Origin of the sequence: Kitasatospora sp. NPDC048298, from assembly GCF_043201465.1 — a bacterium.
Classification (GTDB): Bacteria; Actinomycetota; Actinomycetes; order Streptomycetales; family Streptomycetaceae; genus Kitasatospora.
In genome coordinates, this window is record NZ_JBICYZ010000006.1 from 150,933 (window position 1) to 169,385 (window position 18,453).

The window sequence follows — 18,453 nt, forward strand, 5'->3', positions numbered from 1 at the left end:
CCGGGGGACGGACACCGGCCGTGTAGGTTCGACGACCGATGACGACCGAAACCGAAAGGCCTCTCCCGGTGAACAAGCGACTGCTGGCCGTACCCGCCCTCGGCGTGCTGCTCGCGTTCGGTGCCGTCGGCTGCGGCGGCGACGACAACAACAGCAAGCAGCTGGAGTCCTGGGCGTCGACCGTCTGCGGCGCGGCCAAGGACCCGATCGCCCAGGCACAGGCCGCGCTCGCCGACACCGGCCAGGTGAAGACCGGCGAGGCCCCGGCCGACCTCCAGAAGCGGCTCTCCACGGACATCGGACGGTTGGCCAAGACCAACCAGGACATAGCCGCCGCCATCGACGCGGCCGGGGCGCCCAAGGTGCAGGACGGTGCGGCCCTCCAGAAGGACACCGTCGACGAGCTGAAGAAGGCGGCCGACGGCTACGTGGAGGTCCAGAAGAAGCTGGACGCGCTGCCCAACACCGACCAGGCCAAGTTCGCCGACGGGCTGCGCAGCGTGGCCGACCAGGTGCAGCAGCTGGCCTCGCTCTCCACCCAGGCGCAGAGCAAGCTCCAGCGCGGCGACCTCGGCGCGGCGATGGCCAAGCAGGAGGGCTGCAAGCCGTCCTCGACGACCGCCCCGACCGCGGGTGCCACCAGTGGCGCGGGTGCCGGCGCGAGTGGCACCCCGGCGCCGGGCGGCGCGGCCACGACCCCGGCGGCCCCCGGTACCCCCGGTGCCACCGACACTCCTGCGGCCCCGGCTGCCACCCCGGTGCCCGGTGCGACTGACGGTGCGAGCCCGGCCGCGCCCGGTGCGACCACCGCGCCCGCGGCGCCGCCCGCCACCGGGGCGAACCCCGCGCCCAGCGCGAGCTGAGTCCGGGCGGGCCGGACGATCCGCCGCGCTGCCCGTCCCAGTACCGGTACCGGGACGGGCAACGCGGCGGCGACGGTGGGTGGTGTGGGCGGGGGGCCTTCGCGGAGGTGATGTTCGCGGTGGGCCACCGCCGTGGAACCGTCGTTTCTTCGCGGGCCCCGGCGCCGGGTGTGATTGATGGTGGTCGCCCCGGCCGCGCCCGGGGCGACCACCGCTCCTGCGATGCCGTCTGCCACTGCGGCGAACTCCGCACCCAGTGCGAGCTCAGCCCCGGCGGGCCGGATGATCCGCCGTGTCCGTCCCGGTACCGGTCAGGGCCGGTACCGGGCGGCGCGGGCTTGCGGGCCCTTGCGGAGGTGGTGCGCGAGGGCTGCCAGCCCGGAGCCGCCGCTTTCCGCGGGCCCAGGCGTCCGGGGCGACCACCGCTCCTGCGGGGTCGCCTGCCGTTGCGGCGAACCGCGCGCCCAGTGCGAGCCGAGCCCGGGTGGGCCGGACGATCCGACGTGTCCGTTCCGGTGCCGGGGCCACGTCGGGTGCTGGGTGGCGTGGGCTGGCGGAGGTGGTGTCCGTGAGGGGCCGCCGGCCCGGAACCGCCGTTTTCCCGCGGGCCGGTGCCATCGGAGGGGCGGTCCCCGAGAGTCGGCAGGCCCAGGGCGGCCGCGGAACGACTTGGTGTGCGCCCAAGGGCGGCGCGTGGGGGCTTCTGGGGGCGCGCGGGGTGGTGTGGGCTTCTGTTGGGTGGGCGCGGGGCGCAGGGGCGGCCGGGGGGTGGGCGGCGGGGGACAATGGCGGGGTGATCAGTAGCCCCGTTCTCGACCCGACCCGCCTCGCCAAGTTCCGTGAGGCGCTGCTCGCCGCCTCGTTCACCGCCGACGGGTGCCTGGACCTGCTCGGGCCCACCGGCTATTCGGCGTTGGCCCGCAGCGAGGCGGTCCCGGCGCTGCGGGCGACCCGTGGGGGCAGCCCGCTGGAGACGCTGGTGCGGCTGTTCCTGCTCCAGCAGCCGGTCCCGTACCGGGCGGCCGCCGCCGCGCTGCCGGTGGAGGACTGCCTGGCGGACGGCTGGCTGCGCTCCGACGGCGATCTGGTGCGCGCCACCGTCGACGTCCGACCGTACGCCAACGAGGTGGCCGGGATGCCCAGTTCGGACGCCTGGGTGGTTTCCGACCTCGGCTGCGCGGTGGGCGGCGCCGGCGGCATCGGCTCCGGCGAGACCGCGCACGGGGTGGCCCGCAAGGACCTGGTGCTGGGCGTCGGCGGTGCCTCCACCACGTTGGCCAACATCACCGTGCGTCGCCCCGTCCGGGCCGCGCTGGACCTCGGTTCGGGCTCCGGCGTGCAGGCGCTGCACGCGGCCCGGCACGCCGGGACCGTCACCGCGACGGACCTCAACCCGCGTGCGCTGCGCTTCACCGAGCTGACCCTGGCGCTGTCCGGCTTCGACAACACCGAGGCGTCCGCCGGGAGCCTCTTCGAGCCGGTCGGGGAGCGGAAGTTCGACCTGATCGTCTCCAACCCGCCGTTCGTCATCTCGCCGGCCGGCCGGTTCACCTACCGCGACGGCGGCATGGCCGGCGACGACCTGTGCCGCAACCTGGTCCGCTCGGCCGCCGAGCACCTGGAGCCCGGCGGCTACTGCCAGCTGCTCGCCAACTGGCAGCACGTCAAGGGCGAGGACTGGCACGAGCGGCTGGCCGGCTGGGTCGCGGGCACCGGCCTGGACGCCTGGATCGTCCAGCGCGAGGTCCAGGACGTGGCCCAGTACGCCGAGTTGTGGCTGCGCGACGGCGGGGACCACCGCGGCCCCGGCGGCGACTACCAGGCCCGGTACGGCGAGTGGCTGGACGCTTTCGAGGCGGGCCGGGTCGAGGGCATCGGCATGGGCTGGATCACCCTGCGGGCGAGTGGCGCCGAGCGTCCGACCGTACGGGTCGAGGAGTGGCCGCACCCGGTGGAGCAGCCGCTCGGCCCGCACATCGAGGCCTGGTTCGACCGGCAGGACTTCCTCCGCTCGCACGACGACGCGGGCCTGCTCGCGGCCCGCTACGTGCTGGCCGACGAGGTGGTCCAGGAGCAGGTCGGCGCGCCGGGCGCGGAGGACCCGGAGCACGTGATCCTGCGTCACAACCGCGGCATGCGGCGGGCCACCAAGGTGGACACCGTGGGTGCCGGCTTCGTCGGGGTCTGCGACGGGACGCTGTCGGCGGGCGAGATCGTGGACGCCATCGCGCAGCTGCTCGGCGAGGACCGGGTGGTCCTGCGGGACCGGGTGCCGGAGTCGCTGCGCCTGCTGACCGAGCAGGGGTTCATCGACCCGGTCCGCTGAACCCGGGCACGTCGAACCCGGGCACGCCGAGTCCGGGCACGTCGAACCCGGGCACGTCGAGTCCGGACGCGTCGAGGCCGGTCCCGTCGAGGTGAGCCCTCGCCGGGACCGGCCCTGCCGTTGCCAGGCCGGTTCACCCGCCCGTACCCCCTGGTTCGTCCGGTCGCCGCCGAGCGGCTGTCTCCCGTTGGCTCTCCGCTGTGAAGCTCTGTCCACAGGCTGTGGACAGAGCTGGGGAGCCGGGGGCCAGGGATGGACACGACGACGGCGATGGTGGGCGGGTCGGTGCTCGCCCTCTTCGGTGGCGTGCTGCTGCTCTGGTGCGCCGCCGAAGTGAGCCTGCGCCTGCGGGTGCGCCGCCGGGGGACGCCGGCGGTGGCCACCGTGGTGGCCGAGGACGACGTGCACGGCCGGCTGGACAGCGCGCCGCTGCTCTCCTACTCGGTGCCGCCCTCGGTCGGGGAGCCCGGCGAGTTCGGGATCGCGGGGCTCGTGATCGCCCGTCCGCGCGGTCACACCCCGCTGCGCCGTCCGGACCGTTTCGCGCCCGGCGCCTCGGTGCGGATCTGTTACGACCCGCGGCGCCCGAGCCGGGTGGTACTGGCGGCGGAGGAGGTCGGCCGGGCGGTCGTCGTCGACCTGCTGTGGAGCGTCCTGGGCGTGGGTTGCCTGGCGGCGGGCGCCGGACTCCTGGTCGCGGCCGGCGGCTGAGCCCCAGCGGTCCCTGAGCACACCCCTGTTCACACCCCAGACGCACACCCGGCCCCTGTGATCCCGGAGCGCCACCCCCGGAGCGCCACCCCCGGGTACCCGCGAGCGGTTCGAGGGCGAGTGCCCGTGCCCGCCCGTCGATTTTTCCGTTGACAGATCTTGAAATCCGTCATTCCATCCTCCGGAACCTGCCGAAGGCCCCCCTCCGCGGGGCGCGAACCTCCGTCATCGGGTTACCGTTCGAGTGGCGTCGGTGAGCCCGGCAAGTGAAAAAGCGGGATCCGTCCGTTTGACAAGGGTGGCCGGGGTACGGTCACACTCCGCTGGTGGGGGTGTCGTGCCGCGGCAGCCCCGGGACGGTGAGGGGGTCGGGCGGAGCGCAGCCCGTGCTGCCGCGCCGACCAGTCACATAAGGACCGGGAGAGAAGAGCGAAGGTGTCCCCGAGCAGCGAGACCGCGCACGGACAGCGACTCGTCATTGTCGAGTCGCCGGCCAAGGCGAAGACGATCAAGGGCTACCTGGGCCCCGGCTACATCGTCGAGGCGAGCGTCGGGCACATCCGCGACCTCCCCAGCACCGCGGCCGAGGTGCCGGACAAGTACACCGGCGAGGTGCGCCGCCTCGGGGTGGACGTCGACCACGACTTCGCGCCCATCTACGTGGTCAACGCGGACAAGAAGTCCCAGGTCAGCAAGTTGAAGTCGCTGCTCGCGGAGTCCGACGAGCTCTTCCTCGCCACCGATGAGGACCGCGAGGGCGAGGCCATCGCGTGGCACCTCCAGCAGGTGCTGAAGCCCAAGGTGCCGGTGCACCGCATGGTGTTCCACGAGATCACCAAGTCGGCGATCCAGGAGGCCGTGGCCAACCCGCGCGAGCTCAACCAGCGCCTGGTCGACGCCCAGGAGACCCGCCGCATCCTCGACCGGCTGTACGGCTTCGAGGTCTCGCCGGTGCTGTGGAAGAAGGTCATGCCGAAGCTGTCGGCGGGCCGTGTGCAGTCCGTCGCCACCCGTCTGGTGGTCGAGCGCGAGCGCGAGCGGATGGCCTTCCGCACCGCCTCGTACTGGGACCTGGTCGGCACCTTCGGCACCGGCCGCACCCCGGTCGACTCCGCCAACCCGGAGACCTTCGGCGCCCGGCTGGCCGCCGTCGACGGCAAGCGGATCGCCAGCGGCCGCGACTTCGGCCAGGACGGCCGGCTGAAGGCCGCCAGCGCGAACACCCTGCACCTGGACGAGCAGGCGGTCCGTCAGCTGGCCGCCGCCCTGGAGCAGACGGCGTTCGCCGTCCGCAGCGTCGAGTCCAAGCCGTACCGCCGCTCGCCGTACGCGCCGTTCCGCACCACGACGCTCCAGCAGGAGGCCAGCCGCAAGCTGGGCTTCGGCGCCAAGCGGACCATGCAGGTGGCCCAGAAGCTGTACGAGAACGGCTTCATCACCTATATGCGTACCGACTCCACCACGCTGTCGGACACCGCGATCACCGCCGCCCGGGCCCAGGTCACCCAGCTGTACGGCGCCGACTACCTGCCGGACGCCCCGCGCACCTACGCCAGCAAGGTCAAGAACGCGCAGGAGGCGCACGAGGCCGTCCGCCCGTCCGGCGACCGCTTCCGCACCCCCGCCGAGACCGGTCTGACCGGTGACGACTTCAGGCTGTACGAGCTGATCTGGATGCGCACCGTCGCCTCCCAGATGAAGGACGCGGTCGGCCAGTCCGTCACCGTCCGGGTCGGCGGCGCCTCGGCCGACGGCCGGGACGTCGAGTTCTCCGCCTCCGGCAAGATCATCACCTTCCACGGTTTCCTCAAGGCCTACGTCGAGGGCGCCGACGACCCGAACGCCGAGCTCGACGACCGCGAGCGCCGGCTGCCGCAGGTCGCCCAGGGCGACCCGCTGGCCGCCGAGCGGATCACCCCGGAGGGCCACGCCACCAAGCCGCCGGCCCGCTACACCGAGGCCTCGCTGGTCAAGGAGCTGGAGGACCGGGAGATCGGTCGCCCCTCCACCTACGCGTCGATCATCGACACGATCATCCAGCGCCGGTACGTCTTCAAGAAGGGGACGGCGCTCGTCCCGTCCTTCCTCTCCTTCGCCGTGGTCAACCTGCTGGAGAAGCACTTCGGCCGACTGGTCGACTACGACTTCACCGCCAAGATGGAGGACGACCTCGACCGGATCGCCGCCGGTGAGGCGCAGTCCGTGCCGTGGCTGAAGCGCTTCTACTTCGGCGAGGGCGAGGGCCACGCCGCGGGCGGGGCCGCCGAGGCCGGCAACGGCGACGGCGACCACCTGGGCGGCCTGAAGGAACTGGTCACCGACCTCGGCGCGATCGACGCCCGGGAGATCAGCTCGTTCCGGGTCAGCGACGACATCACCCTGCGGGTCGGCCGCTACGGCCCGTACGTCGAGCGCGCCTCGGCCGTCGAGGGCGAGCCCGGCCAGCGCGCCGACATCCCGGACGAGCTGCCGCCGGACGAGCTCACCGTCGAGCTGGCCGAGGAGCTGCTGGCCAAGCCCAGCGGCGACTTCGAGCTCGGCCCGGACCCGGTCGGCGGCAACATGCTGGTCGCCAAGGACGGCCGCTACGGCCCGTACGTGACCGAGATCCTGCCCGAGGGCACGCCGAAGACCGGCAAGAACGCGGTCAAGCCGCGCACCGCCTCGCTGTTCAAGACGATGTCCCTGGACACCGTCACGCTGGAGGACGCGCTGCGGCTGCTCTCGCTGCCGCGGGTGGTCGGCACCGACGCCGAGGGCGCGGAGATCACCGCGCAGAACGGCCGCTACGGCCCGTACCTCAAGCGCGGCACCGACTCCCGGTCGCTCACCAGTGAGGACCAGCTCTTCACGATCACCCTCGACGAGGCGCTGGCGATCTACGCCCAGCCCAAGCAGCGCGGCCGGGCCGCCGCCGCCCCGCCGCTCAAGGAGCTGGGCAACGACCCGGTCAGCGAGCGCCCGGTGGTGGTCAAGGACGGCCGCTTCGGCCCGTACGTGACCGACGGCGAGACCAACGCGACGCTCCGCAAGGACGACGACGTCGAGACCATCACGCCCGAGCGCGGGTACGAGCTGCTCGCCGAGAAGCGGGCGCGCGGACCGGTGAAGAAGGCCGCGAAGAAGGCCCCGGCGAAGAAGGCCGCGGCCAAGAAGACGACCACGGCCAAGACCGCGGCGACCAAGACCGCGGCGGCGAAGAAGACCGCCGCGAAGAAGACCACCGCCACCAAGACGGCGGCGGCGAAGAAGACGGCGGCCAAGAAGACCGCCGCCACCAAGACGGCGGCGGCCAAGACGGCCGCGAGCGAGACCACGGCCACCGACGAGGGCTGAGCCCAGGTCACGGCAGCCGGGCCCGTGCCCCCGATCCCGGGGGTGCGGGCCCGGGGTCGTCCGGGTCCGTGCGGGGTACGTCACAACCCGGTGATGAGCGGGTTCCGGAAGCCCGTTCGTCTCATTCAGGCCAGGCCCCGCCCGCTACGCTGACCGTATGACGAGCGAGGAGCAGCCCACCCCCAGCGCCGCCCCGGCCGCCAGAGCCCGGGCGACCGACCTGCCCGAGGTCGCGCCCGCCGGGACTCCGGTGGACCGTGCCCGGGCGCTGCTGCGGACACGTGCCTACCGGCGCCTGTGGACCACCCAGCTGGTCGGCGGCTCCGCCGACCGGCTCGGTCTGCTGGTGCTGCTCGCGCTCACCGTGATCGCCGCCGCCCAGGGCGGCCAGTTCGGCAGCCTGCCGCGCAGCCTCGCCTTCGCTCTCGCCGCGGTCCTCGCCGTCCGGGTGCTGACCACCGGGCTGGTCGGCGTCGCGCTGCTCGGCCCGGTGCACCGGCTGGTCGCGGGCCGGCTGGACCGGCGCTGGACGATGTTCGGCGCCGACGTGCTGTGCGCCCTGCTGATCGGCCTCGCGCCCTGGTGGAGCGTCTGGCTGGGATCCGCCGCCAAGCCCTCCGGGGCCGCCGCCTACGTCCTGCTCGCCACCGTGTTCGTGACCGGTGCCGCCGAGCGGGTCCGGGGGATCGCCAGGTCCGCCGTCGTCCCGGGCCTGCTGCCGTCCGCCGACCCCCACCTCCCGGTCGCCGAGCAGCGCCCCTCCGCCGCCAACCTGGAGAGCGTCCGGAGCATCGACCGCTTCACCGGCTGGGTGACGGTGCCGCTCGGCGCCGTCGGCCTGGTGGCCTTCACCCTGCTCAACAACATCGGCGCGGCGCTCGGCTCCGACTGGCTCCGGGCCCACCAGCTCACCTTCGCGGCGCTCGGCGCGGCCGGGCTGTTCGCCGCCGCGGCGGTCCGCGGCCACCTCCAGCAGCTGCCCGGCGGCCCCGTGTCCGTCGCGCCGGTCTCCCCGCTGCAGGGCCTGCGCGCCCCGACCGACGCGGCCCCAGGCCCCGCGCTGAGCAAGGGCCGCACCGGCAGCGCCCCGTACTTCACCTTCGCCGTCGCGGCCGGCTACGCCTCGATGGCGGGCGTCGCCGCGCTCGCCCTGCTCACCGCCGCCGAGCACCGCGCCGGTCCGATCGGCTACGGCCTGCTGGTGCTCGCCGCCAGCGGGACGCCCGCCCTGGGCGCCCGGCTCACCCGGGCCACGCTGCCCTCGCTGTCCCGCCGCCGACTGCTCGCGCTGGCGCTGCTCACCCAGGGCGTCGCGCTGATCCTGGCCGGGCTGGTGCTCGACTTCGTGCTGGTCCTGCTGCTCACCGTGCTGGCCGGTCTGGCCACCGGGATCGTGGTCTCGGCCGGGCGCACCCTGCTCGCCCAGGAGGTCGAGGAGGCCCGGCTGCCGAAGGTCACCGAGCACCTGTTCGCGGTGCTCCGGGCCGTGGTCGCCGCCGCGCTGGTCGCCGTGCCGCTGATCGCCGCCGCCTACGGGGACGTCGAGTACGGCACCGTCGAGCCCGGCTCCTTCACCTTCATCCACGGCGGTGCGGCCCTGGCCGTCGCCACCGCGGGGCTGCTCACCCTGGTGCTCGCCGCGGTCGTGCTGCTGCGCACCGACGACCGCCGCGGCACCGCGCCGTTCGTCCGGGACCTGGTGGACTCGGTGCGCGGACCGGGCGGCCCGGTGCCGCACCGGGGTACGGGCACCGGCTTCTTCATCGCGCTGGAGGGCGGCGACGGCGCCGGCAAGTCCACCCAGGCCCAGGCGCTCGCCGAGTGGATCCGCGGCAAGGGGCACGAGGTCGTGCTCACCCGCGAGCCCGGCGGCAGCCCGGTCGGCCAGCGGCTGCGCGGCCTCGTCCTGGACGTCGGCAACACCGGCCTGTCGCACCGCGCGGAGGCGCTGATCTACGCCGCCGACCGCGCCGAGCACGTCGAGAACGTCATCCGGCCGGCCCTCGCCCGCGGCGCCGTGGTGATCACCGACCGGTACATGGACTCCTCCATCGCCTACCAGGGCGCCGGCCGCGACCTGGCCGCGACCGAGGTCGCCCGGATCTCCCGCTGGGCCACCGGCGGGCTGCTGCCCGACCTGACCGTCGTCCTGGACGTCGACCCGACCCGGGCCCGCGAGCGCTTCACCGAGGCGCTGGACCGCCTGGAGTCCGAACCCACCGAGTTCCACCAGCGGGTCCGGGCCGGCTTCCTCGCCCTCGCCGCCGCCGACCCGGCGCGCTACCTGGTCGTGGACGGCAGCCAGGCCCCCGACTTCGTCACCACCGCCATCCGCCACCGGCTCGACCGCGAGCTGCCGCTCTCCGAGCAGGAGAAGGCCGCCCGCGCCGAGCGGGAGCGGCTGGCCAAGGAGGAGGCCGAGCGCCGCGCCGCCGAGGAGGCCCGCAGGAAGGCCGAGGAGGAGGCCGCCGAGCGCAAGCGGCAGGAGGTGCTGGCGCAGCTGCGGGCCGAGCAGGCGGAGCAGGAGCGGCTGGCCAAGGAGGAGGCCGAGCGGGCCGCCGCCGAGGCCCGGCGCAAGGCCGAGGAGGAGGCACGCCGCCGGGCGGAGGAGGAGGCCGAGCGCCGCGCCGCCGAGGAGACCGAGCGCCGCAAGGCCGAGGAGGCCCGACTGGCCGCGGAGGCCGCCGAGCGCAAGCGGATCGCCGACGAGGCGGCCGCCCAGGCCGAGCTCCAGCGGCAGCGCGAGCTCGCCCGCGAGGAGCAGCGCCGCCGGGCGGAGGAGGCGCTCCAGCGGGCCGAGGAGGCGCGGCTGGCGCAGGCCGCCGCGCTGGCGGCCGCGGCCGCGGCGGCGGAGTCGGCGGAGGGCCGGGCCGAGGGGCGGCCGGGGTCGGGGCCGGCCGCGGGGTCGGAATCGGGTTCGGGGCCGGCTGACGGTTCGGGCTCGGGCTCGGGTCTGGGATCGGCGGCCGGGGAGACGACCACGGAGCTGCGGGCGGTCCGGGACGTCCCGAAGGACTCGGCTGATCCGTCGGCTCAGGCTCAGGCTCCGTCGGGTGGCGGGCTCGGGGACGAGGCGACGCGCGAGCTGTCGTCGCGGGACCGGCAGGCGGCCGTCCGGGCGGCGGAGGCCGTCGAGGCGCGCAAGGCTGCTGAGGCGCGCCGGGTCGCGGACGCCGGCGCGAGCGCCGGTGCGAGTGCCGGTGCGGTCGCCGAGACCGCCAAGCTGCCGGTGGTGCCGGCCTCGGCGGTGGACGAGACGGCCGTGCTGCCGAAGGTCCCGGCGGAGGCCGACCGCACCGAGGTGCTGCCGCGGATCGAGCCGGGCCGTACCGAGGGCCGCACTGAGGGCCGTACCGATGGTCGTACCGATGGTCGTACCGAAGGCCGTACCGAGGGCCGGCCGGCGCAGGGGCCGCGGCGCGCGGAGCCGGTGGACAGCACCCGCGAGCTGCCGGTGGTCGGCGCGGAGCCGGCTGCCGAGCCGCGGTCGCAGCGGCAGCCGGGTGCCGATCGGCCGCGGCCGGAGTGGGCCGAGGAGACGCCGCTGGACGACCTGCCGAGCCTCACCGACACCCTGCTCGGCTCGCACGACGAGTGGACGCGCTGGGAGCGCGGCGGCCCGGGCCAGGGCGCTCCGTACGGCGGCCCGCAGGGCGGCGCGGAGCGGCCCGAGGGCCGTGACGACGCCACGGACAAGGGCGACGGCAAGGGCAAGGGCCGTCGCTGGGGCCGCCGGGGCTGACCGGACACACGTGGGCGGCGCCGTCGGGACCGGTTCCCGGCGGCGCCGCCGCGTTCCGGGCGGGCGTGTTCCGGGCGGACCGCCTTCCGGTGGGGCCGCGTTCCGTCGGGCGCCGGCCTGGCGTCCTTGAGCCGGTCCCCCCGCCCGCCGTGACCCGGACGGAGCAGTGGGTGTCGGAGCGGAGACGTATGCTCGACGGCGGGGAAGAGGCGCCACGAGCGCTGCCGTACGGAGCTTGGGAGCAGCAGTGGCCGTCTGGGACGACCTGGTGGGCCAGGAGCGGGTGGTCGAGCAGCTGACCGCCGCCGCCCGGGCGGCCGGGGCGACGGTCGAGGCCGGTCGCGGAGCCGCCCCGGCCGAGGGTACGAACGCCTCCCTGATGACGCATGCCTGGCTGTTCACCGGCCCGCCCGGCGCCGGGCAGGTCACCGCCGCGCGTGCCTTCGCCGCCGCCCTCCAGTGCACCAGCCCCGACCTCGCGCTCGGCGGCACGCCCGGCTGCGGGTTCTGCGACGGCTGCCACACCGTGCTGGCCGGCAGCCACGCCGACGTGAAGTACGTCCGGACGGACGGCCTCTCCATCGGCGTCGGCGACATGCGTGACCTGGTGATGCGCGCCTCCAGCTACCCGACCGGCGGCCGCTGGTCGGTGATCCTGGTGGACGCCGCCCACCGGCTCACCGAGGCCGCCGCGAACGCGCTGCTCAAGGGCGTGGAGGAGCCCTCCCCGCGCACCGTCTGGCTGCTCTGCGCCCCCTCCGTCCAGGACGTGCTGCCGACCATCCGCTCGCGCTGCCGCCTGCTGGTGCTGCGCACCCCCGCGGCCGAGGCGGTCGCCGACACCCTCGTCCGCCGGGACGGCGTCGACCCGGAGACCGCCCGCCTCGCCGCGCTCGCCGGGCAGGGCGACATCGAGCGCTCGCGCCGCCTCGCCGTCGACGAGCAGGCCCGGACGCGTCGGGCGGAGGTGCTGCGCATCCCGCTGGAGGTCGGCGACATCGGCGGCTGCCTGGCTGCCGCCCAGCGCCTGGTCGACACCGCCAAGGCCGATGCCGAGGCGCTCGCCGAGACCCAGGACGCCAAGGAGACGGACGACCTCAAGGCCGCCTACGGCGCCGCCGAGGGCAGCAAGGCGCCGCGCGGCATGGCCGGCGCGGTCAAGGAGCTGGAGAAGCGGCAGAAGAGCCGGGCCACCCGTACCCGCCGGGAGACCCTCGGCGTCGCCCTGCTCGACCTGCTCGGCTTCTACCGGGACGTGCTCGCCATCCAGCTCGGCTCCACCGGCGCGCTCGCCAACGAGGACCAGCGGCAGGCGCTGAACCGGGTGGCCCAGGCCGGGCCGGCGGAGAGCACGCTGCGGCGGATCGAGGCGGTGCTGGCCTGCCGTCAGGCGCTGGACCGCAACGTGGACCCGCTGCTCGCGGTCGAGGCGATGACGGTGGCGCTGCGCGCGGGCTGAGCCCGGTCCGAGCCCGGGCCGAGCGCAGGCCGCGGGCCTGGCGCCCGTACGCCTCCCGGAGGCGGTGCGCCGTCCCACCTTCGAGTGAACGAGCGACACTCGCCGGGAACACCGTCGTGTGACCGTCGGCCCGTTGTGCACGCTGGGGGCCGACTGCGCCCGCTGCCGGGGCGGTCGTCTCCCCTACGCGCCGGTTCCGGTTCGGCGCGGCCCCTCCAGAGGCGGTGCGTCCCGTGGTTCGTTCGCTCCTCGTCATCCCCCTGCTGGCCGCCGCCCTCGGCGGAATCTGGCTGGCCAGGGGCGCCCAACTGCGCTGGCGCGACCTACGCGCCGCCCAGACCTACGAACTGGCCGGTGACCGCTGGCCGATGCTGGTGCGGGCGGCCGGGGCGATGGTCTGCGGGGTGTGCGTCACCGCTCTGACGGTGCTCACCGCGCTCGGCGCCTTCGGCGGCCTCGGCCGGAGCACCCAGCAGCCGAACCGGGCGGAGCCGTTCATGGACACCGCGGGCTCCGGCTCCGGCTCCGGTGCGGGGGCGGCCGTCCGGCAGCAGCAGGCGGCGCCGCCTGCGGCCGCCGAGCCCGCCGCCGCCGCGGCCGCCGGTGGGGCCGCCCCGGCCCCCGTTGCCGCCAGCCGCTTCGACAGCGTCGGCCACCCCGGCGGCGGCGAGCTGCTCCAGTCCGCCGTGCTCGGCCCGGACGGCCAGCCCCGCAACATCCGGGTCTGGCTCCCGCCGCAGTACGCCAAGGAACCGAACGCCCGCTTCCCGGTCGTCGTGATGCACGCGGCCACGCCCCAGAAGACCGCCGACTCCGAGGTCCCGGACGTCTTCGAGGGCGTCGGTTCGGCCCTCCAGAGCGGCAAGACCCACCCGTTCATCCTGGTCGCCCCCGAGGCGCCGAACGGCACCGCGCACCCCTGCGAGCTGGTCGCCGCCGCCCCGGCCGCCGTCGCCGACGACGCGATGCTGCGCACCACCGTCGCGACCTCCTTCCGCGCCCTGCCGCCCGGCCCGGCCTCCTGGGGCGTCCTCGGCGTCGAGGGCGGCGCGCCCTGCGCGGCCGCCGCCGGACTGTCCCGGCCCGACCTGTACGGCGTGGCCGCGGCGGTCTCCGGCCGCTATGACGCCCTCGCGCTCGCCCAGACCGGCGCCGAGGCCCCGGCCGGCAGCGCGGCCAAGCTGCTGCTGGCCGCCGCCAAGGGCGACTCGGCCGGGCTGGACGCCGCGCGCAAGCTCCAGGCCGCGCTGAAGGCCGGTCCCGGAGCGGCGGCCAAGGCGGAGGTGCGGATCTCGGACAACGTGCAGGACTTCACCCCCGACCGGGAGCGGCTGCGGCTGGTCCGGCAGGCGGCGCAGTTCCTGGCCGAGGCGCTGGCCAAGGCGTCCTGAGGGCGGGTTCGGCGGCGCTACGCTGCCCGGTACCCCGGGGCGGGGTGCCGGGCGGCGGCGTTTCCTCCGGGGGGCTTCCCCGGTTGTTCCACGTGCTGGTCGATGGCGGAGAGGTGGCGGATGAGGACCTTCGAGCGGGCCCGGGTACCGGGACGGGCGCGAGCGCGGGCGCGGGGATCGGCCGCGGCGCTGGTCGTCGCCGGGCTGCTGGCGGGCGGGTGCAGCCCGGACCCGTCCGGGGCGCCGACGGCGTCCGCCTCGGGCTCGGCGGCCCCGGCGGACCGGGCGGCCGTCGCGGGCGCGGCGACCCCGCTGGAGCCGCTGCCCGCCGCCGTCCCGGCCGCGCTCGCGCCGTACTACGCGCAGCGCCCGGCCTGGCAGCCCTGCGACAGCGGGTTCGAGTGCACGACGTTCCGGGTGCCGTTGGACTACGACCGCCCGGGCGAGGGCGACCTCACGCTCGCGGCCGCCCGCGCGGCGGCGGAACCGTCGGGCTCCGCCTCCGCTTCTCCCGCCCCGTCGGCCTCCCCGGGTGGCACGCGGCTCGGCTCCCTGCTGCTCAACCCGGGCGGGCCGGGTGGCTCGGCGATCGAGTACCTGGAGACCGCCGCCCGGACGTACGACCGCGGCGTGCGGGCCCAGTACGACCTGGTCGGCCTCGACCCGCGCGGGGTGGGCCGCAGCAACCCCGTCAGCTGCCTGAGCGGCGACCGGATGGACGCCTACACCGCCGTCGGCCTGACCCCCGGCGACCAGCCCGGGATCGACGCGCTGATCGCGGCCGACCGGGAGTTCGCCGAGGGCTGCCGGAAGCAGGCCGGAGCGGCGCTCGGCCACCTCAGCACCGTGGAGGCCGCCCGCGACATGGACGTGCTGCGCGCCCTGCTCGGCGACGAGAAGCTGAACTACGTCGGCAAGTCCTACGGCACCTTCCTCGGGGCCACCTACGCCGGGCTGTTCCCGAGCCGGGTCGGGCGGCTGGTGCTGGACGGCGCGATGGACCCGGCGCTCGACTCCGTCACCGGCAACCGCACCCAGGCGGGCGGCTTTGAGACCGCCTGGGCCGCCTTCGCCCAGGACTGCGCCAGGCGCGAGGGCTGCCCGCTCGGCCGTACCGAGCAGCAGGTCGGCGAGCGGCTCACCGCCCTGCTCGCGGGCGTCCGCGCCGCCCCGCTGCCCACCACCGGCGGCGGCCGCCCGCTGACCGAGTCCCAGGCGACCACCGGCGTCATCCAGGCCATGTACGCCGACTTCCTCTGGCCCGAGCTGCGCACCGCGCTCGCCGACGCCGAGGCCGGCGACGGCACCGGGCTGCTGAGGCTCTCCGACGACTACTACGGGCGCGAGGCCGACGGCTCGTACCCCAATCTGATGTTCGCCAACACCGCGGTGAACTGCCTGGACCTGCCCGCCCCGTTCGGCGGGCCGGAGGACGTCCAGCGGGCGGTGCCGGAGTTCGAGCGGGTCTCGCCGCACTTCGGGCGCGACATGGCCTGGATGGCGCTGACCTGCGCCTACTGGCCGGTCCGGGCCACCGGCGCGGCGCACACCATCCGGGCCGCCGGCGCCGCCCCGATCGTCGTCATCGGCACCACCCGCGACCCGGCCACCCCGTACGCCTGGGCGCAGTCGCTGGCCGGCCAGCTGGAGTCCGGCCGCCTGCTCACCTTCGACGGGGACGGCCACACCGCGTACGGGCGGCACAGCGCCTGCGTGGACGGCGCGGTGAACCGCTTCCTGCTGGCCGGGGAGGCCCCCGAGCAGGGCAAGCGCTGCGAGCGGTAGGGCGGGCCGGGGCCGGCCGTCCGACAGGTGGTTGCCACTTCAACCGATCACCGGTACGACGTTACGATGAGCGCCCCCTGCCACCCTCTCCTGCACCGGAGCTCATCGTGCTCGGAGTCAACGACCTGGCGACGTACGTTCTCGGCGCCCTCGTCATCATCCTGCTGCCCGGCCCCAACTCCCTGTACGTCCTGTCCGTCGCGGCCCGCAAGGGCATCCGCACCGGCTACCGGGCCGCGGCCGGCGTCTTCCTCGGCGACCTCACCCTGATCAGCCTCACCTCGCTGGGCGCGGCCTCCCTGCTCAAGGCCAACCCGGCCGTCTTCGCGGTGGTCAAGTTCGGCGGCGCCGCCTACCTGCTCTGGATCGGCTACGGCATGCTCCGCGCCGCCCGCCAGCTCTGGCGCGAACGCCGGGCCGAGGCCGACCCCACCGGCGAAGCGGCCCCCGAGAGCACCGAGAACCCGTTCCGCCGGGCCCTGGTGATCAGCCTCCTCAACCCGAAGGCGATCATCTTCCTGCTCTCGTTCTTCACCCAGTTCGTCGACCCCTCCTACGGCCGGCCCGCCCTCTCCTTCGCCCTCCTCGGCGGCATCATCCAGACCTTCAGCTTCCTCTACCTCTCGCTGCTGATCTTCGCGGGCACCAACCTCGCCGCCGCCTTCCGCCGCCGCAAGCGCCTCTCCGCCACCCTCACCAGCGGCGTCGCCGTCCTCTTCGCCGGCTTCGCCGCCAAGCTCGCCGTCTCCTCCGCCTGACCCCGCCCCGGGAAACCCGGGTACGGATCACCCGCGAACCTGTGTAGACTGGCCCGCGTTGCCGCCACACACGGCAGCGGCGCCGCCTTAGCTCAGTTGGCCAGAGCAACGCACTCGTAATGCGTAGGTCGCGGGTTCGAATCCCGCAGGCGGCTCCATGGTGAAACCCCAGGTCAGATCTCTGACCTGGGGTTTTCTCGTTCCGGGGGCCGGGCCGGGCCGGGCCCGGGCCCGCGGGCTGGGCGGGCGGGGCCGCCGGGTGTCAGGGGGTGGCGAGGACGGAGACGTTGCCGACGTCGGAGTGCAGGTTCAGTCGGGTGGCCGCGGACGGGTCGTTGGTGACCCGTACGGTGCGGTCGCCGACGTCCGTCGAGGCTTCCACGGCGTAGTGGCCGTTCGGGACGCGGAGGGTGACGTCGCCCGCGGAGCTGGTGGCCTTCACGTTGCCCGGCGCCGCGGCGAAGGTCAGCTTGATGTCGCCGCCGTCGGTGCTCGCCGTCAGCGCGCCCGACACGCCGTCGGCCTTGATGTCGCCCGCCTCGCTGTGGAGTTCGCCGCCGCCGGTCGTTCCCGTCAGGGTGACGTCGCCGGCCGAGCCGCGGAGGTTGACCTTGGCCCCCTTGGGCACCTCGACGGTGTAGTCCACCGAGCAGGTCGCGTTCGCGCCCAGGACGGAGCCGCAGCCGCCGGCCGACAGGGTGAGGGTGCCGCCGTTCTGGGTGCGGGTGGTGGTCGGCTTCGTCGACCGGTAGCGCACCGTCTCGGTGACCTTGGTGGTGCTGCCGCCGGCGGGACGGGTGGCGATGTTCCCGTGGTTGGTGGTCACCACCAGTTCGGTGACCTGCTCGGTGAACTCGAACTCCGCCACGTGGGCGGGTCCGTCGCCGACGCCGGTCACGTCGCCGGCGTCGCAGCCGGCCGGCCCGACGACGGCGATGACCGCGACGGCGGAGGCGACGGCGGTGCGCCGGACGCGCCGCGGCACGGTCACTGTCGGCCTTCCGTGGGCGCCGGATCCGCGAGTGTCCGGCCGTAGCGGTCGGTGTCGTGGAAGAAGTCGGGGACGGTCCGGAGTTCTCCGGCGGCGTCGACCGCGTCGTAGACGTGCTTGGCGACCACCAGGTCGAGCACGCCGAGGCCGAACGGGGAGAACACCACGGGCCGGTCCGCGGGCGGCGCGATCCGCCCGGCGAGCACGTCGTCGAGTGTTCCCGCGATGAACTCGCGGTTGCCGACGGCCTGTTCGGTCAGGTGCGGGGAGGTGCCGGCCTTGAGGCAGTGCTCGACGTCGTCCACCGCGTTCCAGGCCGAGAGGATCACCTCGGTCGACAGGTCGCGCAGCGACAGGTGCAGCACCAGCGGAGCGTGGTCGAACCAGGCCGGGTCGTGGACGTGCGGCTCGCCCGCGACGGTGGCGAAGACCACCAGGTCGCTGGACCGGATCAGGTCCTCGGCCGTGTCGTGCACGGTGACGTCCGAGGGCTGCGCCCCGCGCAGGTGGTCGGAGAGGCCCGCGGCGTGCTCGGCGGACAGGTCGTGCACGCCGATCTCGTCGAAGCCGAACCCGGCCGCCGCGAGGTAGGTGTGCACATAGCGGGCGATGAGCCCGGCCCCGACGAAGCCGAGGCGGCGCGGCTTGGTGCCGCGTGCCTCGCCGAGGGCGCGGGCGGCCAGGGCGGCCGACGCGGCGGTCCTGGCCGCGCTGATGATCGAACTCTCCAGCAGGGCGAACGGGTAACCGGTCTCGGCGTCGTTCAGCACCAGCACCGCGGAGGCGCGCGGGATGCCGGCGGCCACGTTCTCCGGGAAACTGGAGATCCACTTCATGCCGTGCACGCCCACCTCCCCGCCCACCGAGGCGGGCAGGGCGATGATCCGGGACGAGGGCCGGTCGGGGAAGCGCAGGAAGTAGGAGTCGGGGTTGACGGTCTCACCGGCGCCGTGCAGCCGGTACGCCTTCTCGACCGCCGTGATGACGGCCTGCTCCTGGCCGGCCGTGGCGTGGTGCACTTGGGCGCCGGAGATCACGGCGAAACTGGGAATCCGGGACATGGTCACTTCTCCACGGGCTAGGGGTGGGTG

11 protein-coding genes and 1 tRNA gene are annotated in these 18,453 nt (G+C 75.0%); 10 read left to right on the forward strand and 2 right to left on the reverse strand.

Annotated features, from left to right (window positions below):
* Positions 1–68: 68 nt before the first annotated feature.
* The 10 genes from ACGF0D_RS07670 (at position 69) to ACGF0D_RS07715 (ending at position 16,529) form a co-directional block, all read left to right on the forward strand.
* Positions 69–863 (forward strand): hypothetical protein, encoded by a 795-nt coding sequence (locus tag ACGF0D_RS07670; RefSeq protein WP_392914302.1) that lies wholly within the window; start codon positions 69–71, stop codon positions 861–863.
* Between the two features lie 793 nt (positions 864–1,656).
* The gene (locus ACGF0D_RS07675) at positions 1,657–3,189 is read left to right on the forward strand and encodes a methyltransferase (protein ID WP_392868181.1); all 1,533 of its coding nucleotides are present in this window, start codon (positions 1,657–1,659) and stop codon (positions 3,187–3,189) included.
* 252 nt (positions 3,190–3,441) lie between these two features.
* The gene (locus tag ACGF0D_RS07680) at positions 3,442–3,900 is read left to right on the forward strand and encodes a DUF3592 domain-containing protein (RefSeq protein WP_392868178.1); all 459 of its coding nucleotides are present in this window, start codon (positions 3,442–3,444) and stop codon (positions 3,898–3,900) included.
* 435 nt (positions 3,901–4,335) lie between these two features.
* Positions 4,336–7,236, forward strand: coding sequence for a type I DNA topoisomerase (gene topA / locus ACGF0D_RS07685; RefSeq protein ID WP_392914303.1), 2,901 nt, complete (start codon positions 4,336–4,338; stop codon positions 7,234–7,236).
* Positions 7,237–7,393: 157 nt separating this feature from the next.
* A complete protein-coding gene (tmk, locus tag ACGF0D_RS07690) occupies positions 7,394–10,978 on the forward strand; it encodes a dTMP kinase (protein ID WP_392914304.1) in 3,585 nt (1,194 codons plus the stop codon).
* 247 nt (positions 10,979–11,225) lie between these two features.
* On the forward strand, positions 11,226–12,437 hold the full coding sequence (locus ACGF0D_RS07695; RefSeq protein WP_392868770.1) for a DNA polymerase III subunit delta': 1,212 nt from the start codon (positions 11,226–11,228) through the stop codon (positions 12,435–12,437).
* 233 nt (positions 12,438–12,670) lie between these two features.
* A complete protein-coding gene (locus ACGF0D_RS07700) occupies positions 12,671–13,828 on the forward strand; it encodes a hypothetical protein (protein ID WP_392914305.1) in 1,158 nt (385 codons plus the stop codon).
* Between the two features lie 120 nt (positions 13,829–13,948).
* Positions 13,949–15,613: an alpha/beta hydrolase gene (locus ACGF0D_RS07705; protein ID WP_392914306.1), complete on the forward strand. Its 1,665-nt coding sequence runs from the start codon at positions 13,949–13,951 to the stop codon at positions 15,611–15,613.
* Positions 15,614–15,720: 107 nt separating this feature from the next.
* Positions 15,721–16,371: a leucine efflux protein LeuE gene (gene leuE / locus ACGF0D_RS07710; protein ID WP_392868163.1), complete on the forward strand. Its 651-nt coding sequence runs from the start codon at positions 15,721–15,723 to the stop codon at positions 16,369–16,371.
* A gap of 81 nt (positions 16,372–16,452) precedes the next feature.
* Positions 16,453–16,529, forward strand: a tRNA-Thr gene (locus ACGF0D_RS07715).
* A gap of 104 nt (positions 16,530–16,633) precedes the next feature.
* On the opposite strand, the gene ACGF0D_RS07720 is transcribed toward ACGF0D_RS07715, so the two are convergent.
* The gene (locus ACGF0D_RS07720; RefSeq protein WP_392914307.1) at positions 16,634–17,362 is read right to left on the reverse strand and encodes a DUF4097 family beta strand repeat-containing protein; all 729 of its coding nucleotides are present in this window, start codon (positions 17,360–17,362) and stop codon (positions 16,634–16,636) included.
* Positions 17,359–18,423, reverse strand: a complete 1,065-nt coding sequence (gene sbnB, locus ACGF0D_RS07725) for a 2,3-diaminopropionate biosynthesis protein SbnB (RefSeq protein ID WP_392914308.1) — start codon at positions 18,421–18,423, stop codon at positions 17,359–17,361. Before sbnB ends, ACGF0D_RS07720 begins: the two co-directional genes overlap by 4 nt.
* Between the last annotated feature and the right edge of the window lie 30 nt (positions 18,424–18,453).